The organism is Pseudoalteromonas sp. T1lg48, assembly GCF_002964785.1.
In the GTDB taxonomy this organism is placed as follows: domain Bacteria; phylum Pseudomonadota; class Gammaproteobacteria; order Enterobacterales; family Alteromonadaceae; genus Pseudoalteromonas.
Genome location: NZ_PQCC01000004.1, coordinates 177,006 through 197,505 on the forward strand (window position 1 = coordinate 177,006; position 20,500 = coordinate 197,505).

The window sequence follows — 20,500 nt, forward strand, 5'->3', positions numbered from 1 at the left end:
GTTGGGCAAAATGCGGCAAGTGAATAAGGGCTTTTTAATATTATTGACAGAAACTTGGGAGCTTTATTGTGGCTAATCTTTCAACTCTTATCCGCTATCCGCTGATGGCAAGCGCGGCGCTCGTCTGCATGCTAGTGAGTGATGCCCGTGTAAATGCAGCACACAATATGGATATGAATGACAGCTATGCACTGCACACCACAGGCGCGTCAATCGGCTCACAATGGCAACTTAGCAACCCACTTTTTTCAAACAACCCGTTACGTGCGTCCTCTCGCACCCAACTCCCTTATGCTGCGAAAAGTATCGATGCCCTGGTTGGTGAAAGCATCTCGGGTGGGTCACCGACCTCAAGCAAAAAAGAAGTTAAGTTAAACCCCCAATTCAATTTGCATTGCGCCAGTGCAGTGCTCACCATCAACGCCGGCGATACCGCCAAGTTCAACTGTAATAGCCGCATCATTGATGGCTTTAACGGCACGCTTAGACTTTCTTTAGCCTCTTCGTTACCTGGGGCTAAACTATCACACCGCGAGATTAATGCGGGTATGCCTTTTACCCTTGAAGTGCAGACCAAAAACAAAACCCAATGGGGTGACTATGTCTTTACCCTCACCGCCCACAAGGATAGCCAACTAAAACAACAGTCGGTGACGCTGAAGATTCTGCCTCCGGGTGTACAAACCTATAGTTTCAACAATGACGATGAGATGATCATCGCCGACAATGGTGCCACGGCCCAGGAAAGTGAGATTTTTGTTCCCCATCATTTAAGCACCTTCTCTTTGGAGGTGGACCTTGCTATTCGCCATAGCTGGCGCAGCGACCTATCCATCCAGCTGGTGTCTCCCAGTGGCAATGTGCATACCTTGCATAACCGCGACGGCGGCTCGGGCAGCGACATTAATCAGCGTTACCAAATCGAGACCTTTAAAGGCGAAAATGCCTATGGCGCCTGGAAACTTCGTATTATCGACAAGGCACCGGGTAATATTGGCGAACTACGCAACTGGAAATTGCATTTAGGTGGTTTTCACAGCCAACACCATGCTCAGCGTTCATTACGCTAGTCAACAAAGGTAATCGTTAATATCTATGTCGTCGATTTGCTCGGCCAAAAGAAATTGCTTGGCGTAGGCGAGATACACGCCCTCGGTTAAAAATAAATTAAACAAGTCCCGATCGATGTGCTCATCATCGACCATAAACTTCATGATCCGCAATGCCTGTGACAGCGTCTTAGCCTCTTTGTAGGGCCTGTCGTTGGCGGTAAGCGCCTCGAAAATATCGGCAATAGCCATGATTTTTGCCGGCAATGACATTTGTTCAGCGCTTAATCCTCTTGGGTACCCCTTGCCATCGAGTTTCTCATGATGACCACCGGCATACTCCGGCACCCGAGCCAGATCCTGGGGTAACGGCAAAGTCTCGAGCATGCGTATGGTGGTGGTGATATGCTCATTAATAATGTACCTGTCCTCATCGGTCAAGGTACCGCGAGTAATACTTAAATTGGTGAGTTCACCCAGGTTTTGCTTGTTCTCAGGCACCTTCATATTAAAGCCAAAGCCCTTATCTCGGGCGGCAATATCACGTTGTCGTTTATAAATATGTTCCGGTTTATCACACAGCACCGCCTCATAGCCCGGTGTAAAAGGGTCAAAGTCTTCCATATGGCGCTGCTCCGCCGGCGACAACCCCACTCTATCGCTAAGATTACGATACCAGGTACGCTTGCTAATGCGGTGCAAGCGGTCAATGTCTTCATCTGACATGGCTTCACCGCCAATGTTGCAATGAGCGATAAACTCGAAGTCGTCGATAAGCTCTTGGCGCTGCTGCTGCCACCTGGCGGCCAGTTTATCTTTGTCCTCTGGGCATGTCTGCACCGCCTCAAGGTATTCAATTTCGGCATCACGCAACAGCACCTCAAAGCGCATTCGTAATTCATGAATGCGGTTATAGATGCACTCCAGCTTGGAGCCTTTATCTACGATATGCTCAGGGGTGGTTATCTTACCGCAATCATGTAGCCAGGCCGCCACCTCAAATTCACGCCATTGCTCCTCGGAGCGAAAACGAAAATCGGCAAAGACCTCGGTTTGACTATCATGGGCATGTCGGGCCAGCATCAAGGCAAGCTCCGGCACCCGGGCACAGTGACCGCCGGTGTAAGGTGATTTTTCATCTATGGCTTGCGCTATTAGCTGAATAAAGGAATCGAGCAGCTCTTTTTGTCCCGCTTCAAATTCACAAATGGACTCAGACATGTTGACCAGGGATTTTGAAAGCTGATGGATTTCCTCAATATGTGAGGACACGTAATGCACCTCGTTATAGTTGCGGTGGCTGATCTTTTGGTTTTCTTCAATCAAACGCTGGATGGGGCTGGCCATAGAGCGCGCCAATTGGGTGATTAGCAAAAGTACCAGGGCCAGTACCGCCAAAGTCACCACAATGGCATCACGTACATATTTATTAAGCTGGGCAAAGGCCTCCTGCTCACTGACCAAAAACGCCAAATACTCGCGACTGTCCTCGTTGATAAGGCCAGCGATGGCGGTTACATAAATAAGATAGTCTTCACCGTCGATGGCGATGCTGTGTAACCTGTTATGACTGTTGCCATCTTTGGCTAAGGCTAAAATCTTGGGTGACGGCACCTGAGTGAGCGCTTTAGAGCCCCGCACGCCCTGCCCTTCGAAACGCAGCCACTTACGCTCTAAAGTATTCAGCAGTTGCGGTTCGAGTGCATTTTGGGCGCGATCGATTAGAGGAATAAGCGGTGCTATCTCCTTGCGCACAAAATGATGTAGGCCAAACTCGGTTCGTCCCTTGAAGTCTTCTACCTCGGCGCTGCGGTGCAAGGTATCGATAAAAAAGTACTTTTCTATGTATTGCAGCACCACCTTGAGGTCGAACACCACATCAACCTCTCCCCGCTCCAAGGCACGCATGGCCGCGAGGGTATCATCGTATTCGATAAACTCCGCCTGCGGCAGTTGCTGGCGCAAAAAACGAGTAATAGCATAACCTTTTTGCGCGGCAATGCGCTTGCTTGCCAAGGCCGAGAGTTTCGGCGTCGCTGCCAAGCTAGGATCATCGGTGGCAAACACCACTTCGGGTGCATAATAAGGCCCGGCAAAGGCACCAAACTGCTGGCGCTGTTCGGTCTTCATCAGCCCCAGCAACATATCAATTTGTCCCTGCTGTAGCTGTGTAATTAGCTCAGGAAAGCTATAGCCGTTGATCAGTTGCAGCTCAAGACCGAGCATGGCGGCGATCAGCTGCATATGTTCCAGACCATATCCGCGCGGTTGCCCTGACAGGTTATATTCAAACGGCGGGTAGTCGTCCATCACCCCCACTCTGAGCGTGCCTATGCTATCCATTACAGCCAGCTCGTCGACCGACAGAGGGATTTTTTCACTCGGGGCAATAACCGGCTCTTCGCTGCCAAGACGTTGCGCTCGCAGTACCCCGTTGCCATCGAACATATAGGCCTGCGCGCCCTGTTGGTAACCGTCAACGGCCATATATTGAGCCAACGAGGATAAAATAATGGTGGTGCCAAATACATCCCCTTGCTCACTTTTAATCGAGTAACTGCTGCCGGGCTGACCGACAAAGCTAAACATGTAGGGTGGCATTTTATGCACAGATTCGCTGCCCGCCTCCTTAAACCAAGGCCGAGCCGTGGCATTATATTGGGTGCTCTGAACCTCACTGTGACGGATACTCAGGTCGCTGTTAAGATAGCTAATGGTTTGCTCGCGCCCTGCGGTGGCGTCTGTCACCCGTAACAACACCCAGCGATCACTTGGGGCCGCTCCCCACACCTGACGCAGACCCAGTGCAGACTCTAAATTGGACAGCTCAAGATAATCACCATTAGCAAAGCCGATAAACAAGGAAAACACCTTGGGATTGCCCTCTAATAGAGAACTCAATGCCAGCAATTGCTGTTTTGACGGTACCTCGGCGCTAAGCTGGCGATCGCCGAAACTGTGCTTAAGTGTTCGGGCGAGACTAATGGCGCTACGCTCTTGTAGCAACGCCTGCTCACTGCTGCTTGCGGCAATGGCATGAAACTTATCCTGGGCGCTGCTTTTAGCGAGGTTATTACTGAATACAAACTGCAGGCTAATGGCCACCAAGGCGGTAAAGGCGCAGGCCACGACAAAAGAGGTGATCAGGGTGACACGTATGGTAAAGCGTGTTCTTTTTGGTATAACGTCCATGAGGTTAAGCATTCCGCGCAGTTTATAATGTGCTAGGTAAAGCTTAATACATATTTCAATTTTTACTGTAAAATCAGAGCCTACTGAGCCTTACTTGGGTATTTTACGGTTTTTTATCGGGATCCTCAGCGCCGCTGTATTTGTCGATAATATCCTCAAGTGAGCCGCTCGTTTGCAACTGACTAAGCAGCCGATTGGTGTACATCATATTAATCTTGCCGCTATCGGTGCGCGGAAAGCGAAACTGATAAGGGGTGCTGTGTACCTTGAAACTGGACTTGACTAAATTCTTTGCTATGTGCGGATTCTTGGCAGCCAAATAATCAAATACCCGCTCGGCCATCACCACAGCCTCAACACCACCATGCTCAGCGTCTTGCAGCGCTTTTATCATATTTAAGTCGCTGTAAAAGTTTTTCCGGGTCAGCTGCGCTTGGGCAAACAGGGGATCGAGACTCGGATACACATATTCATAGCGCCCCGCAACCACCAGCGGCCGCTCTTTGGCTTGCGAGAAGGCGACAAGCTCTTCAAGGCTCGAAAATGGATGGTCAGCGTCCTCACGCAGTATTAAAACATCATGGATGTAGGCGATGGGCTGACTCCAATAGTAGTTGTCTTCGTCTTTACACCAGTTTTGCGAATCAAATAGAAAATCCAGTTGCCCCTCGGCAAGGAGTTTTATGGATTGGCGGGCATAGGGAGCGGCAACATAGGCATGATCACTGGTGCGGTTCAGTGCCCTGAGCATATCTGGAATAATGCCCTGCATGGGTTCAGCGGCGATGCTAAAGGGAGGAAAATGATCCGGGTAGGCACCCTTGAGTTCATGGGCATAGCAGGTAGCAGTACCCAGTAAGACTAACCACAAAAATAGCGCTCTCAACACCCTAGTCACCCTTTCCTGATTGCCACCGACAATGGGAGTTAATGTGCCGGTCATGCACAAAGTATATCCCCAATTATCAGACCCTTACCTAGATTTATGCTAGGCGAGAATGGGGCGATTGTCCACCGCCATCGGGCATTATAAGGCACAAAAAAAGCGGCGCTTAGGCCGCTTTTCAGGATTCATTGGTTTATCCGCAGATGATCCGCAACATGCGGCGCAGCGGCTCGGCGGCGCCCCACAAGAGTTGGTCGCCCACGGTAAAGGCGCTGATGTACTTCGGCCCCATGCTCAATTTACGAATACGGCCAACAGGGATACGCAGGGTTCCCGCCACATTCACCGGCGTGAGCTCCTTGCTCGAAGCCTCTCTGTCATTGGCGATCACCTCAACCCAGTCGTTATGGGCACCAAGGATCTCTTCAATCTCGCTGACGCTGATATCTTCGCGTAACTTGATGGTTAAGGCTTGGGCATGACAACGCATCATGCCGACGCGCACACACAGACCATCAACGGGAATAGGCTGTTTACTGGAGCCCAGAATTTTATTGGCTTCAACCTCGGCTTTCCATTCTTCCTTACTCTGACCCGACGGCATGGGTACATCAATCCAGGGGATCAAGCTGCCAGCCAGCGGCACACCGAACTGGTCGCAGGCCAAGGAGCCATCTTGCATTTTAGTCGCCACCTTTTTATCTATATCGAGAATAGCGGCACTTGGGTCTTGCACCTGGTCGGCCACCACATCATGGAGTTGCCCCATTTGCACGAGCAGCTCTTTCATGTTGCGGGCACCGGCACCGGAAGCCGCCTGGTAGGTCATGGGGCTGACCCATTCGATCAAATCGCGTTCAAACAATCCGCCCAGGGCTAATAACATTAAGGAAACGGTACAGTTACCGCCGACAAAGGTTTTTACGCCCTGCTCCAGGCCTTGCTCGATCACGTCCTTATTTACCGGATCGAGCACAATAATGCTTTCATCGCTCATGCGCAGTGCCGAGGCGGCATCGATCCAATAGCCCTGCCAACCCTTATCACGCAGGCTTTGGTAAACTTCATGGGTGTAATCGCCACCCTGACAGGTCAATATGATGTCCATTTGTGCCAGCGCCTCAAGATCATAGGCACTTTGCAACGGCTTAGGGGTACCAGCAATGTCCGGGCCCAACTGGCCGGTTTGCGAGGTGGTAAAAAAGGTCACGTCAATATGCGCAAAGTCCTGCTCTTGTTGCATGCGCTCAAGCAGTACGGAGCCAACCATACCGCGCCAGCCGACTAGGCCTACTTTTTTCATTACTTTTTCCTTTTGAAAAATAAGTTCAACATATTGCGTGAGTCCCCTAAGTGTATACCTAGGTATGGGCTGACAATAACACTGCTTGGCGCTTTACTCTAGTGGCAGGACTACAACTTAAATTTATTTCATATATTGGGCGGGTTTTTACGCCTGTGACAAGGCTTCGGGCATAAAAAAACCCAGCAACTGCTGGGTTTTTAATTTTGGTGCTAAGGGTTAGAATTCGTAAGCGAAGTCTAAGCTAAACTCCATCGGCTTTTCACTTTCGCGGATCAGCACATCGTTTTGTTCCACTTCAAAGTCTTGTCCAAGCATGTTCTTGGCTTTGAACGTCACCGTGGTGTTAAACGTTGGGTAGTAGCTGTATACCAAATCGAGGGAGTGCATTGGCTGCTCGTAAGCATCATCAAAGTTGTTCACGCCCGCGGCGAGAATACGGTCACCGAATACGTTGTAAATCAGTGATGCTTGATGCATGCCGTTGTGCGAGTCATAGTTTAACTGCAAGTTAGCAACATACTCAGAGTGACCTGTCATGCGGCGCTTAAGATTAGTCAAGTCGCCACGTTGTGATTCCAAGATTTCTACTTCTGAATCACTCACCGTCAGGTTACCCGAGGTGAAGAAGGCACCACCGAGCAAATCACTGTGCAATTCGGTTAACCACTCCGCCTCAATACCATAGACATAGGCGTTATCGGCGTTATCAAATTGCAGTGTGAAGCGGCCATCGCTTTCGGTCAACAAGGCTTCAATCGGCTTATCTATATCCTTATAGAAGGCACCCACAGAGTAGTTATCGCCGTTGTCCATGTAGAATTCAACACGGGCATCGAAGTTGTCCAGGTGGCTCGACTTCAAGAACGGATTACCCAATGTACGATAATCGGTTAATGGGTCCTGGAACTGTACCGGACTCAGTTCACGCAAGTCTGGACGAACTACAGTACGACCATAACCAAAGCGCAGTTGGTAACCCTCTTGACTGTAAGTCATAGACAGTGACGAGAAGTACTCGTCTTCCATCACGGTTGCCTGCTCAATGGCTTCAGCACTTAGCTTGTCTTCAAGTAGGGCTGGGTCAAACGCCGAGCGTGAGAACGCCAACGCCACTTGACGGAAGTCTTCATAGCGTACACCGCCACTTAAACGCCAGTCTTCGGCGAACGTTAGATCGAATGAGCCATAGTAAGCATCAATCATCTGCGCCGCGAGGTAATCGTCTGCAGTTGGCTCTTGGAACAACAACTCGACTTCGGTGTTGTCAACTACGCTGTCATCCTTGAAAAAGCTACCAATAGACAGTGCTTCTTCTTCCGATTGCGCCAACTCTAACGACTGCGTTTGACCAAAACGGTAGTTAAAGAAGTCGGTACGATAATCACGGGTTTTCTCAATGAAGTAACCGCCACCAGCCAACTCAAGGTTGCCGCCTTCAAAGTAGAATGCCCTATTAACATTCACACCCCAGTTCTCAACCTTGTCTTCTAAATCGACAAAGCGATACAGATAAGGGTTACCACCCAGACTGCCGTTATAGAAGGTACGCTTGTACTGGCCATTTTCATACTCATCACGAACCGTCACTTCCAGCTCACCTGGGATTTCCGTGGTTGCTTCTGAGTCGGTGTATTGCCAATCAATGCCAATACCCGATAAAAAGCCCCAATCCAGGTTATGCATTCCGCGCAGTTGAAGAATATCGAGTTCACGCTCTTCAAACGAGGTGAGATGGCTACGCTGCAGCTGACCATCGGCAATACTCAAAGACTTAGACGGCTCCTGGTACAGTGATACCGAGGCTTCGTCTTCGCTATCGCGTAGCTTCATGTAGGTCGCGGTAAGATCGTGACCGTCAAGCTTATAACCAAGGTTCACCGAGGTATTCAACTTAACATTATGCTTGGTTGATACTTTTTTATCCGAGGCCGAGTAACAAGTGAAATCGTCTTGTGAACATGTAAATTCTGACGCATCGACAGAAGACAGTACCGCACTGAATTGCTCTGAGTTAGACCATTCGTTTTCGTAAGCAACCGAGGTTAAAAACCCGAATGAACCGCCCAAGCCGAACAGGTCATCGAAGCGGTCGCCATAGACGGCCTTCACATCGAAGTCCGGATCCAGGCTTTCTTCTTCCAGGCCAAAATCACGAGGCAGGGCTTTAGTTAATTGCTTATTGATTGCAATGGCAGCGTCCTGGCCAATATCGGAACCCAGACGTTGTGACTCGATTTCGCGAATATTACGAATTGAGATATCCGACAAACCGTTCACATAGGTATTAAGCGCATCTTTAACCGAGATCGGCATGGCACGTGTACCGTCATCGGTACCTAACCAATCATCATCACCGCCGCTGTAGGTGTAGCCCTCATCGTTGGTGTCCTTATAGGCTGCACCAATTTCGAATTTAAACACCATATCGCTGGGAATACTCTTGGTGCGGATATTTACGTCACCACCACCAAAGGCGGCGGGCATATTCGGTGAATAGGCCTTTTGCACTGCCAGTGATTCGATAATGCTCGATGGGAAGATATCCAAAGGGATAACGTTACGGGTCAAGTCTGGACTTGGTACCGTCGCGCCATTTAAGCGTACACTTGAATAACGCTCACCCAGACCACGTACGTAAATAAACTTATCATTTACCAGAGACAGGCCGGTTACACGGCGTAGCGCCGATGCCGCATCGCTGTCGCCGGTACGGGAGATTTGCTCTGAGCCCATGATATCGGCAACGAATGCCTGATTTTTACGCTCCTCAATTACCGCACTGGCGCTCCCTTTCAAGCGTGTCCCAGTGGCCACAACTTCCTCGATGGCATCTTCATTAATCACATCTTCTGCATCAGCTGCGTAAGAGGAAAAAGAAGAGAAAAGCGAGAGCATGGATAAAGTAATTAAGTTCGCTTTAAACTGCTTATAATGTTTCATAATTTCATCCTCTAAACCGAAAATTCCTTGAACAAAGGCGCCGAAGCGCCTTTTTTTACATCAGAACTGGTCTAGATTAGTTATCAGCACGAGCAAGTGATGCAGCTACGAACTGAGCCCACTCGCTAGTTTCGCCTTCTTGAAGCGCACCAACATAACCAGCGTTAGTGAAGAAAGGATTTACCGCACTCATGTCTTTTGCAGTCACGGCTACTACGTTGCCATCGGCATCAGTCATTGACGTTTTAGTAGATACGCCGTCGGCACCAACTACGTTCGCAAAATCAGCAAAGCCGATAAGCTGGTTGTTTTCGCCAGACGTGAACCATGTCTGAGCATCAAAGCCCGCCAGGTCACCTGTTAGCGCAGTGTTCACAGTTTCAAAGTTCTTGCCACAGGCAAATACCGAGCTCATGAAAGCAATATCGCCATTGTTTGCATTGGCGTGTACGCCCGCTGCACCTGATAGGTCTTTTTCGTTGTACAGGTCAAAACAGCCAGCGCCATCTACAGAAGAAGAGTTAACGAACAGCATGTTAGCCAGTTGCGCTTTACCCCATTCTTTCATTTCCATACCGGCGCCAGTACGACGACCTTCGGCACCCTGGTCACCCGTAGTAACCACGGTAGCGTTAGAAATGATTGGGTTAGAAACGGTTGTTACCAGGTTTTGACCGTCTGTTGATAGCGGGTCAACTTTAGCGCCATCTGTTTCAAAACCGTGGTTACCGTATTGGTTAGAACGTACTAGGATAAACTGACCGTTACCTTTCCAGCCTTCATCCCAGTCGATACCGTCATCGCCAGTTTCTGTAACAACGATGTGCTTAAGATCAACGCTACCACCGAATAGTTCGATACCATCGTCAAAACCATTGTGTACGTGTACGTAGTCGATTGTTGTACCAGAACCTACCGCGTTAAGTGTTAGGCCGTTTAGCTCGTCACCTTCAACACCGAAACCTGCGTATTTGATAACGATGTGCTTAAGGACACCGCTGTTATCCGCTGGATCGTTACCGCCATAGTATGAAACGATACCTTCAGCTGAGTGGTTACACATGTCTTGCGCCGCAGCGTCCGCAGAACAACGGATAGAATGGCCACGACCATTGATCTGTACACCACCCCAGTCACCGATTTGAGCCGTAGTGGTGTCATCACCGTCTACTTCTTTAATACTGGTGAAGATGATTGGCTTGTCTATTTCACCAATTGCTTCGATGTTTGCGCCACGAGCGATACGAATAAAGCTTTCAGGCTTGGTGAAGGCAATGGTTGCACCCGCTTCAATCGTTAGCGTTGGGCCGTCACCATCGATAACAGCACCCGTTGATGTATCAACATCATCACCGATAAATAGTGCGCCTTCAAAAATGTGAGCACCGTTATTGTCTAGAGCAGGAATAACAAATGAGCTTGTGATTTCTTTAGCGTTGCTAGCGAACGCCTGGCTGTACAGACAGTTTGCACCTTCTGCTTCACCGGTGAATTCAGCACCGTCCAGGGTATAGCTGGCACAGTTTAGCGTTTCACCAGTACCGCCATTACCAGAATTGTCTACCGAATTGTCCACACTGTTATCTATGTTAGTAGGGGTAATATTCACATCGCCACCACAGGCAGCAAGTGTTACAGCAGAAGCCACAAGGCTGACTTTGAAAAAGTCTGAAAGTTTCATCATAAACTCCGTAGTTCAAAAATTTTATATTGTTAGCGCAGTTATTTAGCTGACGGTTAAGATACGGAAGGTTTATGACACTCGGGTGACATAAATTTAAAGAAAAGGTGACAAAGTAAATATTTCATAAGTTATTGTAAAAAAGAAAAAAGCCACCCTAAGGCGGCTTTGGTGTTGCGATTATATTTCAAGAACAATTTATTTTTATTCTAAAATTAAGAAATAATAATAAAATATAAAAATCAATTTATAGATTATAAAAGTGCTTGTTTTAATGTCTCTGCGTGTAACTTCTCGTTTTTCACGTATTTGATCCATTGTTGGGCTAAACGCTCCGAGCGCTTGTGCTTTTCAGCCTGCTCGAATGCCAAAATAGAGGCATCGAAGTTTTGCAGGTTAAATTGCGCCATACCCAGGGCCACATAGGCGTTCGACTCAAAGTCCAGTCCACCCTTATCCAGCGCCTCACGGGCGGCATCGGCTGCCTCGGAGAACTGCTCAAGGTTGATATACACCTCGGCCAGGCGCTGATCATAAATGCCAGATTGCTCAGCCGCTGCGGCTTTTTCAAAGAAGCCGATGGCCTTACGCTCTTCCTTAGCCTGCACATAGGCTTCGGCGATAAAGGCATTGTTTTTGACATTGTCTTCGATGATGCCCTTGGCCTGGGCTTGTTTCATTACCTTGGCAGCCTTATAAGGCAAGCCGTTAAACATATAGATTTGCGCCAGGTTGCGAAGGTCCCCTCTGGTTTTGAGATAACCCTGCTGGTATGCGGCTTCTATGGTGTCCAACTGATCCTTTTCACGCCCTACTTCGCCGTACATACCGCTGAGCTGTACCCAGTATTCCGGTTTATTGTATAAGGCAATCATCTTCTCCAGCACGCTGACCACCATTTTCGGCTGCTGCAGCGAGTAATACAGGGCACGTTGCAAGACCAGCCAGTTTTCTTTCGGGGTTTTGCCGTCTTTTTCCGCCAGGGTAATGGCCGTGTTGATGGCACCTAGGGCGTCATCATACTTGTTCATTTGATAGAAGGCCTGAGACTTAAGCACATAATAGCTGTCCGGCTTGGGCTTGGTATTGACCTTATCCCATCTATTTAGATAGGCAACCGAGCCCTGGTAGTCTTCATTGGCCATCGACAACTGCGCCAACGAGAACAAGGTGCTCAACTGCAACGACTCGGGAATGGCGTCTTCGGCAACCACCTGCTCAAACGCCTTAATGGCTTCGGGCAAACGGTTTTCGTTGTAATAGATAAAGCCGTAGAAGTTATACATCATGGCTTTTTCATAGGCGTTCATGCTTGATGAGCGCTCTTTCACCGAATCCAATGCCGCCAGACCGCCGGCCACATCGCCGTCATCGGCCATTTTTTGCGCCCGCGCCAGTTGGCTGTACACCTTATCGCGCAGCGCCGGTACGCGCTTGGTCTTTTGCTCGCCTTGCTCGGCATGGGCAGAGGCCAGGGCCACACCCGGGATCATGCTGGCCATGCTCGGCAGCACTAAGGTTGCCGATGTTAAGCCGGCAAAAAGAAACAGTGAGTTCAACTTGTTCATAGTAAACCTCTAAAATCGCAACCTGTGCCCCGCAGGGCACAGTTTATTAACCATTAATCTCGAAGCTGATGCGGTTTTGTACGCCGCCTACTTCCACCGCTTCGCCATTGACGATGCGCGGCTTATATTTAAACTTCAGCGCGGCATCCATGGCGGCACGGTCAAAGATTGACTCGGGCTCGGCCTTGAGCACCTTGGGATCGCGCACCGTGCCTTGCTTGGTCACGGTAAATTCAACGATCACATAGCCTTCGATACCACGGGATAAGGCGCGACGCGGATACACGGGCGACACCTTAACGATCGGCAGGTATTCGCCGTCGCTGCTTTCCAGTGCCAAACCATTACCCAGGTCAACATCGGCGCTGATATCGGCGCTAAAGTCGAAGTTGGCATTGCTGGCATTGGCATCGCTGCTTTGTGTTTGCGGTGACTCCAACGGCGGCGGTGGCTCTTTGGGTGTCGGTGGCTTTTGCGGCTTACGCTCTTTCTTCTCCACCGTTTCTTCTTGCTTTAAGCGCACGAAGTCAAGCACGTTGCCTTTGGCCGGTTCGGTCATCGCACCTTCACCGCCGTTGATCAGCGCCTGCATGCCCAAAAACAGCATAAAGGTCACGACCGCGGCGATAATTAAAGCGATTAAATAACGCATCTATCGCTCCTTAGGCTTCTTGCGCGGCGATGGATACATCAAACACACCGGCGGCGCGGGCGGCGTCCATTACCTTGATCAAGGTGTCCGTGGTGGCCTTCTTATCGGCCTGGATCACCACACTACCCTGTGGGTTTTCCGCTTTTAGGCGCTCGATATTGGCCTGTACCGCACGTACGTCTACCTGACGCTTGTTGATCCAAATCTCGCCTTCATCGGAAATGGCCACCAATATGCTGGCACGTTCCTTTTTCACCGCGGTGGCGGCTTCAGGGCGGTTTACATCGATACCCGCTTCTTTAACGAACGAGGCGGTAACGATAAAGAAGATAAGCATGATGAAGACCACGTCGAGCATGGGCGTCATGTTGATTTCTTCGGCTTCTTCTTCTTGAAAAAATTTACCTAATGGGGCTCTCATTTTACTCTCCTTGCCTGCGCCAAAGCGCAGGCAGATAATCATCGCAACTTAGTGGTCCAGGACCATCTTGTCTTCTAACAATTCGACTTCTCGTTTGGCGCGGCGCTGTAAAAAGGTCGAGGCAAATACCCCGGATAGCGCGCCAACCATGCCAGCCATGGTGGGGATGGTCGCTTTGGACACCCCCGAGGCCATAGAGCGAGCACTGCCGGTGCCAGTAACCGCCATGACATCGAATACCTCGATCATGCCGGTAACCGTACCTAACAAACCAAGCAGTGGACACAAAGCCACCATCACGTTGATCAAAGCCAGGTTGGTGTTTAGTTTCATCCCAGCTCTTGAGATCATCGCTTGGCGAATTTGCTCGGCATTCCAGCTATTGCGCTCCGGACGGTTGTACCAATCGGACCGCACCGATTTTTTGTACTTCACATAACCACCGAAGAAGTACATAAAGCGCTCAAGTATTAGCAACCACATGGCGAAGATGAGGATGCCGATGACCAGGAGAACCTGGCCACCTGTGTCGAGAAAATCACGAATTGCATTGATCCAATCAATCAATAGCACCATGATTTACGCTCCTTTTTCGCTGCGCTCAGCAATCAGGCCGGCACTTTGCTCTTGTAGAATCAACAGCAGGTTCTTAGAGCGCGTATTCAGTAGCGTGTATAGGAATACCGTTGGGATGGCCACAACCAGACCCAATACCGTAGTTACCAGAGCTTGCGAGATACCGCCGGCCATGAGTTTAGGGTCACCGGTACCAAACAAGGTGATGGCCTGGAAGGTGTTGATCATACCGGTTACCGTACCCAGTAGACCCAGCAGTGGGGCTACCACAGAGATGATCTTGATCAGCGTCAGGTTACGGGTGATCTTCGGCATTTCACGCAGGATGGCTTCCGATAGCTTCAGCTCTAATGTGTCGTGGGCTACATCGGGATACTGATCTTTAACCTTCATCACACGGCCAAGCGGGTTGTCATCACGAGCTACGCTGTCTTTAAGCTGACGACGGATTTTGCCGCCGATAAGCATAAGTGAGATAAAGCGCTCAAGGGCGATGATCAGTGCCAAGGCACCTACCGCAAGGATCACATAACCTACCGTGCCACCTTGGTGTACACGCTCTTCGGTATCAGGGGCTTGTACCAATAGGCCTAGGATAGAACCACCTGTTGGGTCCAGGGCGAACTGCACAAAACCGTCTTTTGACTGTTGTAGCTCGGCGGCACTTGAGGTGTAACGGGCAACCGGCTGACGCGTCAGCTCAGACAAGGTATTGGTTACATTGTTGTATTCAAGGTATTTGCCATCGGCAACCAGGTTAAAGGCACCGACACGCAATACTTCTTTGTTCTCTTTGGCGCCACCGGCGACGATCACTTCAGTGTTAAAGCGTGATACCTTGCCCTGCTCTGTCATTTCGCGCTGTAGTTCGAACCACACCTGCTCGATGTCTTCGATAGAAGCAAGTTTAGAGGTTGAGCCCATTTGCTGCGCCAGCTCGTCCATAAACACATCACGACCTTGCAGCTCGGCAGACACCACTGAAGTGGCAAACTTGTTTGAGCTGTCGCCGGCTACCTGTTGCAGCACACCGAATAGCTCTTTTAACGTACCCATGCGGTTTTGCAGGGTGTCGCTTAGCTGTGCCAGCTTTACTTCATTGTCTTCAAACGCGGTTTCTAAACGCTCAGACTCTTGCAGCTTGGCGTTACGTGTTTGCTCGGCGCTGCGCAACATTTGTAGTTGTTCACTTTGACGGGCTAGGAAGGCCTTTTCACGCTCCTGGTTTTCTTGAGACTGAGCAATCTTGCCCTGCTGTAGGGTCTTTAATAGCGCGTCCAGGTCCATGGCGTCATTGGCCATCGCCGCGTGCGACATTGCCAGAGTGGCCACTAATGCGGCGCTTTGGGTAAATTTTTTCACTAATTTCATCGTCAATACCTTCTTATTCCGCAGCTTGAACAGGCAGGGTTAACATGTCTGGGGCTAACTGCTTACGGGCAATGCGTAAGCCTTTGCTGATTTGGCTAATGCTTGAGTCCGGCAGGCTAACAAAGGCTTTTTGCTCTTTGTCCCAGGCACCGGCTTGCTTGCCATCGCGGGTAAGGTAAATAAGCTCAAGACGTCCGATGCGTAGGAAGTCCACCTCGCGCTCGGTGCCATTGACATCCAGTAAACTGGTGTAGGCTTCGATCGTGCGGCCATAGTCCACTTCCACCTGGTAGGCTTCCAGGACACGACGGAATTTTTCGCTCGATGTGACATCGGCGCGGTCCATCATTTCACTCAGCTTGGCAATGCGCTCGTTACGCTCTTGTGTAAGGAAAGGCACGTCCAGGGCAACAAACTGCTCAAGGCCTTCGATCATACGCAGCATCAGCGGCGTGATTTGACGCTCAATCACCGATACCTGATCCATAGAGGCATTGATATTGGCCATTTCTTCGACCTGGTTGGCCACTTGCTTGGTTAGCTGAGCGTTGTACACGCTAAGGCCATCGATCTCTTTATTGAGTGCCTTAAACTTTTGCAAACGGGTTTGCATGTTGTCGGCAATCGTGTCTATTTTTGTTTGAGATTGCGTGGCTAATTGGTTGATCTCACCACTTTTTTGTTTAACTGTCTGAAGTTCATTGGCCATTAACTGTGAGCTGCTAGCAGCCACCAGTGAAGCCAATATCAGGGGTTTAACGCCTTTCATCGCATACACCTTATTTTGAGCTTAATGCTGTACCGGATTTCCGGCACGAATGTAAGATGAGCGAAAGTCTAGAGAACGAAAGTGACAGCCGTGTTGCGCAAATAATACACTTTAGTTACAAATGTCATACAAATGTCTTATATGGATTTACTCAGACAAAAGGACAGGTTATTTCCGTATGGGGACGACTTTGGCAGAGTTACTGCCGCAGTCAGGCACTGAGCGGCAGAAGTGGATTAAGGTGCTTTAATAAGACGGCGGCTGTGCTTAGCCACCGAGTCCAAAGTACAAGGCGGGAGCCGAAAGGCCAACAAAGATAAGGCCCAGCACATAGCCATTGCCCTTGGCCAGGCGGCCATTGGCTTCGTCACCACGCTGGTATAACACCTCGGCCGTACGCCCTACGGGGACCACTTTGCTGTTAAAGGACGTTTTTGAGATAACCACAAAACGCTGGCCATTGACCGAATACTCAAAATGCGGCCGATATTGCATGCGTTGGTGTCCATCCGAGTTCTTGCTGAGATACTCATCATAGGCAATTATTTTGCCCTGTGTTTTAAGAGCACTTTTATTAAAACGGTAATAGTCGAAAAGGATATACGCACCAACAGCTGCAAAGACAACCCCACCAAATAACGGCACTAAATTAATATTCATCGTCTCTCTTCATTTATAATCACAATCAAATTTATATCATTATTTTACAAGGATATGAATTATAAAGAATAACTGGTTAAGTTCTAATTTAATATCATCACCGTAATTTGCACCCTGCTGCCCTTGCCACTATATTCTCTGAGGCTTAACTCAGCCCTAGTGCTGAATCATCTTAAGACGTATACACATAATCGACGTATTTCTTTATGAGCAGCATTTTAGCTGTTGCGCCTTTGTTCGTTGTTAAAGAAACAATTTCTAAAGGACATGCAATGAATAAATTAACTATGGTGAGTGCCGCGCTCTGTCTCGCAATGGGAACTTCAGTCTACGCCGCTCCTGGAGGCGGTGAGCAAGGTAGCACCAATGGACAACCCTTTCAAACCATCAACGAGCGCATCGATATTCTTGAAATGGAGTTAGGCGATGCCATCGCCCTTATTAACAACCGCCTCGACCTCATAGAGCAGGAGCAGTTGGAACAGAACGCACGAATCGATTTTCTAATGACCGCACTGACCGCATTGGAAATGCGCGTAACCACCAATGAAAATCATATTGCCACCTTAACGGCGATTCAAGATTTGCAGGGTCAGTTGATCGATGCCCTGAGAACAGATCTGACGGCATTAGAAATACGCGTAGCGCAAAATGAAAACGATATCGCCGCCTTGGTCCTTGCGGATGCGGCCATGCAGGCGCTGATCACGGCCATCCAAGGAGAGATAGTCACCATCAATGCCCGTATCGATGCTAATGATACGGATATCTCCGCGCTACAGCAGCGCGCCAGTGAATTAGAGCAACAATTGCTTATAGTTAGTGCCGAGCTGCAAACAAAACAGGCTCGGGTCACAGGCATTTGCGAGCCAGGCTCCTCAATACGTGAGATCTTCGAAAACGGCGATGTAACCTGTGAACCCACCAATGCAGCTGGCGTTACGGCCTTGAACACCTACCGCAGTAGCGGTGTCATCGAGACCAGTAACAATCTCCGCAGTGTAACCGACGATAGATATTGCCTTAGCGGTGACCGTGTTGTCGGCGGCGGACATTTATTGGCAGGAGGACAAGGCAGCGTGCTAGCTAGCTACCCAATCAGCGACGGCGGATGGCGTATCACCGGGGACTTTAATTCCGCTGGCAAGCGCACACTGACGACCTATGCCCTGTGTGTTGGTGCTAGCCAATAATACGATTTACCTAGAGCGCAACTTTAAAGTGCTGCTATGACATGCTCATGCCGATACCAAAGTGTCGGCATTTTAATTCGGACTTACCGCGTATCGTCAACCCCAAAAATCGGAACGTTCCAAGTCAATGTTGCCCCATCGGCTTATGAATACGTATTCACAAGCGGGCACAAAAAAGCCGACAAGCGTTAAAACTTGTCGGCCCTAGATAACACCGCGGCGTGCATTCAAGTACGCCGGGCGTAACGAAAGTAATTAGTTATCTAGTTTTTTACGCCACTGACCGAGTAGCTTCGGCAGGCTCATGGCGTACCAGGCGATAAATACGTAACATACCAGGGGTACGTAGAAGCTGGTTTGCAGACCAATGCTATCGGCCATATAACCTTGCAGTAAGGGCACCAGTGCCCCACCGACTATGGCCAGACACAACCAACCCGAGCCACGGCTGGTTAACGAGCTCAGTGAGTCGATAGCCAGGGTAAAGATGGTCGGGAACATGATGGAATTAAACAAACCAATCGCCAGCACAGACCACATGGCCAACTTACCGCTGCTGTTAATACTGATCACCAATAATAATATGGTGGCACAGGCGTTAAATAGCAGCGCCTTGTTCGCCGCCACTTTTTGCAATACCGCCGAGCCGATAAAGCGCCCGACCATGGCACCGCCCCAGTAATAGGCAATCAGGTGCGCTGCTTCATGCTCTTGCAGTCCGGCAATGTGCGCCTCACCGAAATAGTTCACCAAAAAGCTGCCTATGGCAACCTCGCCACCGACATAACAAAAGATAGCCAATACCCCAAACACCAGGTGTGGCGCTTCGGTCAAAGAGTGGTTTTTTGCTTTGCAATCATACTCTTCACTGTGGGATTCAATGACCGGCAATTTCAAAATGGCGAACACCACGGCGATGGTGAGCAGTGCCGCTGCCAACATTAGATAGGGCACCTTCACACTGTCGGCGGTGGCGGCTTCGGCTGCCAGTGCGGCACTGCCACCAAAGAGTAAAAACTTACCAACGATAGGGCCGACCGTGGTACCAAGCGAGTTCAATGCTTGTGCCAGGTTTAAACGACTGGGTGCGGTTTTCGCGGGGCCAAGTGCGGCAACATAAGGGTTTGCCGACACCTGCAAGATGGTCACACCGGACGCCAGAACAAATAAGGCGGTTAAGAACAACCAGTATTCATGTACCGCTACCGCAGGGTAAAACAATAAACAGCCGGTTGAAGCGATCAACAAACCGCTGACCACGCCATTTTTATAGCCGAACCGTTTACCAGGTAACCGGCCGGCAAGGACATAATAAAATAAGCGCCAAAGAAGCAAAACTGGATCAGCATGGCTTCCGTATAGCTGAGATCGAATACCGCTTTAAGGCGCGGGATAAGAAGGTCATTTAGAACTGTAATAAAACCCCATAGAAAAAACAGGGTGGTCATGGCTGCAAGCGGCAAAGTGTAGTTACTGTTTTTTTCTGTCGCTGCAACGTAGGCCTGATTGTTGTTTATCTCACTCACGAATCATTCTCCGTCTACTTGTTGATTTTGATTCTACACAGCAATTTAACAAGGTCACAAAAAAATAACTGGAACGTTCCAGCTATATAGTTCAATACTTGCACCTTGGTTAACCCCGAGTATCGCCAATGCGGAAGGTACGATCGAATAAAAAACAAGCAGCCATAGCCAAACACCCTATACTAAAGGCGTTTGTTTGCACCGGTGCAACAAACAATACAGGAGACATGATATGAACAGGTATGCCTTGTTACTCAGTGCAGTGCTGACCTTTGCCGCTAGCAATGTACATGCTGAACTCGAAGTCTATAAAGATTACGATCTGGGCACATCGATTCTTGAGGTCACCACAGTCAAAGTTGATCCCAATATGGGTGATGTTTACTTAGAAGGACTGCGTGACACCTGGGTCAAAGCAGTAAAAATGCAGAAAGAGCTTGGATACATTAAAGATTGGAAAATCTATGCCAGTGATTTACCCATCAGTGGCGATTTCAATTTAGTGTTAGTGGTGTGGTTTGAAAATGCCGCCGACCTTGAACCAAACAAGGAAAAGTACCAGGCCTTTATGAAAAAGTGGGGCGAGGAAAACCAAGAGAACTCCCGCAAAATTTCCAAAGAATACCCCAAGATCAGAACGCTGACCGGTCAATACCGCATGCGTGAAGTCATTATGAAGTAACCCTTAAGCTAAGGCCTGCCTTGGGCAG

The 20,500-nt window shown here is 49.3% G+C and carries 15 protein-coding genes and 1 pseudogene; 3 read left to right on the top strand and 13 right to left on the bottom strand.

The genetic code is table 11. From position 1 onward, the window contains the following. The first annotated feature begins 68 nt into the window (after positions 1–68). Positions 69–1,070 (top strand): proprotein convertase P-domain-containing protein, encoded by a 1,002-nt coding sequence (locus C2M29_RS06170; protein WP_158684653.1) that lies wholly within the window; start codon positions 69–71, stop codon positions 1,068–1,070. Here C2M29_RS06170 and C2M29_RS06175 read toward each other — a convergent pair whose 3' ends face one another. The 12 genes from C2M29_RS06175 to C2M29_RS06230 form a co-directional block, all read right to left on the bottom strand. Beyond that, the gene (locus C2M29_RS06175; RefSeq protein WP_158684654.1) at positions 1,071–4,241 is read right to left on the bottom strand and encodes an HD domain-containing phosphohydrolase; all 3,171 of its coding nucleotides are present in this window, start codon (positions 4,239–4,241) and stop codon (positions 1,071–1,073) included. 103 nt (positions 4,242–4,344) lie between these two features. Continuing rightward, positions 4,345–5,184: a substrate-binding periplasmic protein gene (locus C2M29_RS06180; protein WP_105188927.1), complete on the bottom strand. Its 840-nt coding sequence runs from the start codon at positions 5,182–5,184 to the stop codon at positions 4,345–4,347. 136 nt (positions 5,185–5,320) lie between these two features. Next, positions 5,321–6,430 carry an aspartate-semialdehyde dehydrogenase gene (asd, locus tag C2M29_RS06185; protein WP_105188928.1) on the bottom strand — a complete coding sequence of 370 codons (1,110 nt, stop codon included), beginning with the start codon at positions 6,428–6,430 and terminating at the stop codon, positions 5,321–5,323. A gap of 219 nt (positions 6,431–6,649) precedes the next feature. Continuing rightward, positions 6,650–9,373 carry a TonB-dependent receptor domain-containing protein gene (locus tag C2M29_RS06190; RefSeq protein WP_105188929.1) on the bottom strand — a complete coding sequence of 908 codons (2,724 nt, stop codon included), beginning with the start codon at positions 9,371–9,373 and terminating at the stop codon, positions 6,650–6,652. 76 nt (positions 9,374–9,449) lie between these two features. Beyond that, positions 9,450–11,057, bottom strand: a complete 1,608-nt coding sequence (locus C2M29_RS06195; protein ID WP_233998367.1) for a hypothetical protein — start codon at positions 11,055–11,057, stop codon at positions 9,450–9,452. A 251-nt stretch (positions 11,058–11,308) separates the two neighbouring features. Continuing rightward, positions 11,309–12,622, bottom strand: a complete 1,314-nt coding sequence (locus tag C2M29_RS06200) for a tetratricopeptide repeat protein (protein ID WP_105188931.1) — start codon at positions 12,620–12,622, stop codon at positions 11,309–11,311. A 46-nt stretch (positions 12,623–12,668) separates the two neighbouring features. Then, complete coding sequence (locus tag C2M29_RS06205; protein WP_105188932.1) at positions 12,669–13,274, bottom strand: energy transducer TonB; 606 nt, start codon at positions 13,272–13,274, stop codon at positions 12,669–12,671. Positions 13,275–13,284: 10 nt separating this feature from the next. Beyond that, on the bottom strand, positions 13,285–13,695 hold the full coding sequence (locus C2M29_RS06210) for an ExbD/TolR family protein (RefSeq protein WP_105188933.1): 411 nt from the start codon (positions 13,693–13,695) through the stop codon (positions 13,285–13,287). Positions 13,696–13,743: 48 nt separating this feature from the next. Continuing rightward, positions 13,744–14,271 (bottom strand): MotA/TolQ/ExbB proton channel family protein, encoded by a 528-nt coding sequence (locus C2M29_RS06215; protein WP_105188934.1) that lies wholly within the window; start codon positions 14,269–14,271, stop codon positions 13,744–13,746. Between the two features lie 3 nt (positions 14,272–14,274). Next, positions 14,275–15,642, bottom strand: coding sequence for a MotA/TolQ/ExbB proton channel family protein (locus C2M29_RS06220; protein ID WP_105188935.1), 1,368 nt, complete (start codon positions 15,640–15,642; stop codon positions 14,275–14,277). A 13-nt stretch (positions 15,643–15,655) separates the two neighbouring features. Further along, complete coding sequence (locus C2M29_RS06225) at positions 15,656–16,411, bottom strand: DUF3450 domain-containing protein (protein WP_105188936.1); 756 nt, start codon at positions 16,409–16,411, stop codon at positions 15,656–15,658. A 267-nt stretch (positions 16,412–16,678) separates the two neighbouring features. After that, positions 16,679–17,071, bottom strand: a complete 393-nt coding sequence (locus tag C2M29_RS06230; protein WP_233998368.1) for a DUF3592 domain-containing protein — start codon at positions 17,069–17,071, stop codon at positions 16,679–16,681. A gap of 272 nt (positions 17,072–17,343) precedes the next feature. Between C2M29_RS06230 and C2M29_RS06235 the strand changes: the two genes are divergently transcribed. Beyond that, positions 17,344–18,264, top strand: coding sequence for a hypothetical protein (locus C2M29_RS06235; RefSeq protein WP_105188937.1), 921 nt, complete (start codon positions 17,344–17,346; stop codon positions 18,262–18,264). Between the two features lie 255 nt (positions 18,265–18,519). Here the strand turns inward: C2M29_RS06235 and C2M29_RS06240 are convergent. Continuing rightward, positions 18,520–19,790: pseudogene (locus C2M29_RS06240) on the bottom strand (sugar MFS transporter). Positions 19,791–20,022: 232 nt separating this feature from the next. Between C2M29_RS06240 and C2M29_RS06245 the strand changes: the two are divergent. Then, on the top strand, positions 20,023–20,472 hold the full coding sequence (locus tag C2M29_RS06245; protein WP_105188938.1) for a hypothetical protein: 450 nt from the start codon (positions 20,023–20,025) through the stop codon (positions 20,470–20,472). Positions 20,473–20,500 lie beyond the last annotated feature (28 nt).

Coding starts and splice junctions, on each gene's coding strand:
- C2M29_RS06175 (WP_158684654.1), bottom strand. CDS start 4,241: ATGGACGTTATACCAAAAAGAACACGCTTTACCATACGTGTCACCCTG.
- C2M29_RS06180 (WP_105188927.1), bottom strand. CDS start 5,184: ATGACCGGCACATTAACTCCCATTGTCGGTGGCAATCAGGAAAGGGTG.
- asd (WP_105188928.1), bottom strand. CDS start 6,430: ATGAAAAAAGTAGGCCTAGTCGGCTGGCGCGGTATGGTTGGCTCCGTA.
- C2M29_RS06190 (WP_105188929.1), bottom strand. CDS start 9,373: ATGAAACATTATAAGCAGTTTAAAGCGAACTTAATTACTTTATCCATG.
- C2M29_RS06195 (WP_233998367.1), bottom strand. CDS start 11,057: ATGATGAAACTTTCAGACTTTTTCAAAGTCAGCCTTGTGGCTTCTGCT.
- C2M29_RS06200 (WP_105188931.1), bottom strand. CDS start 12,622: ATGAACAAGTTGAACTCACTGTTTCTTTTTGCCGGCTTAACATCGGCA.
- C2M29_RS06205 (WP_105188932.1), bottom strand. CDS start 13,274: ATGCGTTATTTAATCGCTTTAATTATCGCCGCGGTCGTGACCTTTATG.
- C2M29_RS06210 (WP_105188933.1), bottom strand. CDS start 13,695: ATGAGAGCCCCATTAGGTAAATTTTTTCAAGAAGAAGAAGCCGAAGAA.
- C2M29_RS06215 (WP_105188934.1), bottom strand. CDS start 14,271: ATGGTGCTATTGATTGATTGGATCAATGCAATTCGTGATTTTCTCGAC.
- C2M29_RS06220 (WP_105188935.1), bottom strand. CDS start 15,642: ATGAAATTAGTGAAAAAATTTACCCAAAGCGCCGCATTAGTGGCCACT.
- C2M29_RS06225 (WP_105188936.1), bottom strand. CDS start 16,411: ATGAAAGGCGTTAAACCCCTGATATTGGCTTCACTGGTGGCTGCTAGC.
- C2M29_RS06230 (WP_233998368.1), bottom strand. CDS start 17,071: ATGAATATTAATTTAGTGCCGTTATTTGGTGGGGTTGTCTTTGCAGCT.
- C2M29_RS06235 (WP_105188937.1), top strand. CDS start 17,344: ATGAATAAATTAACTATGGTGAGTGCCGCGCTCTGTCTCGCAATGGGA.
- C2M29_RS06245 (WP_105188938.1), top strand. CDS start 20,023: ATGAACAGGTATGCCTTGTTACTCAGTGCAGTGCTGACCTTTGCCGCT.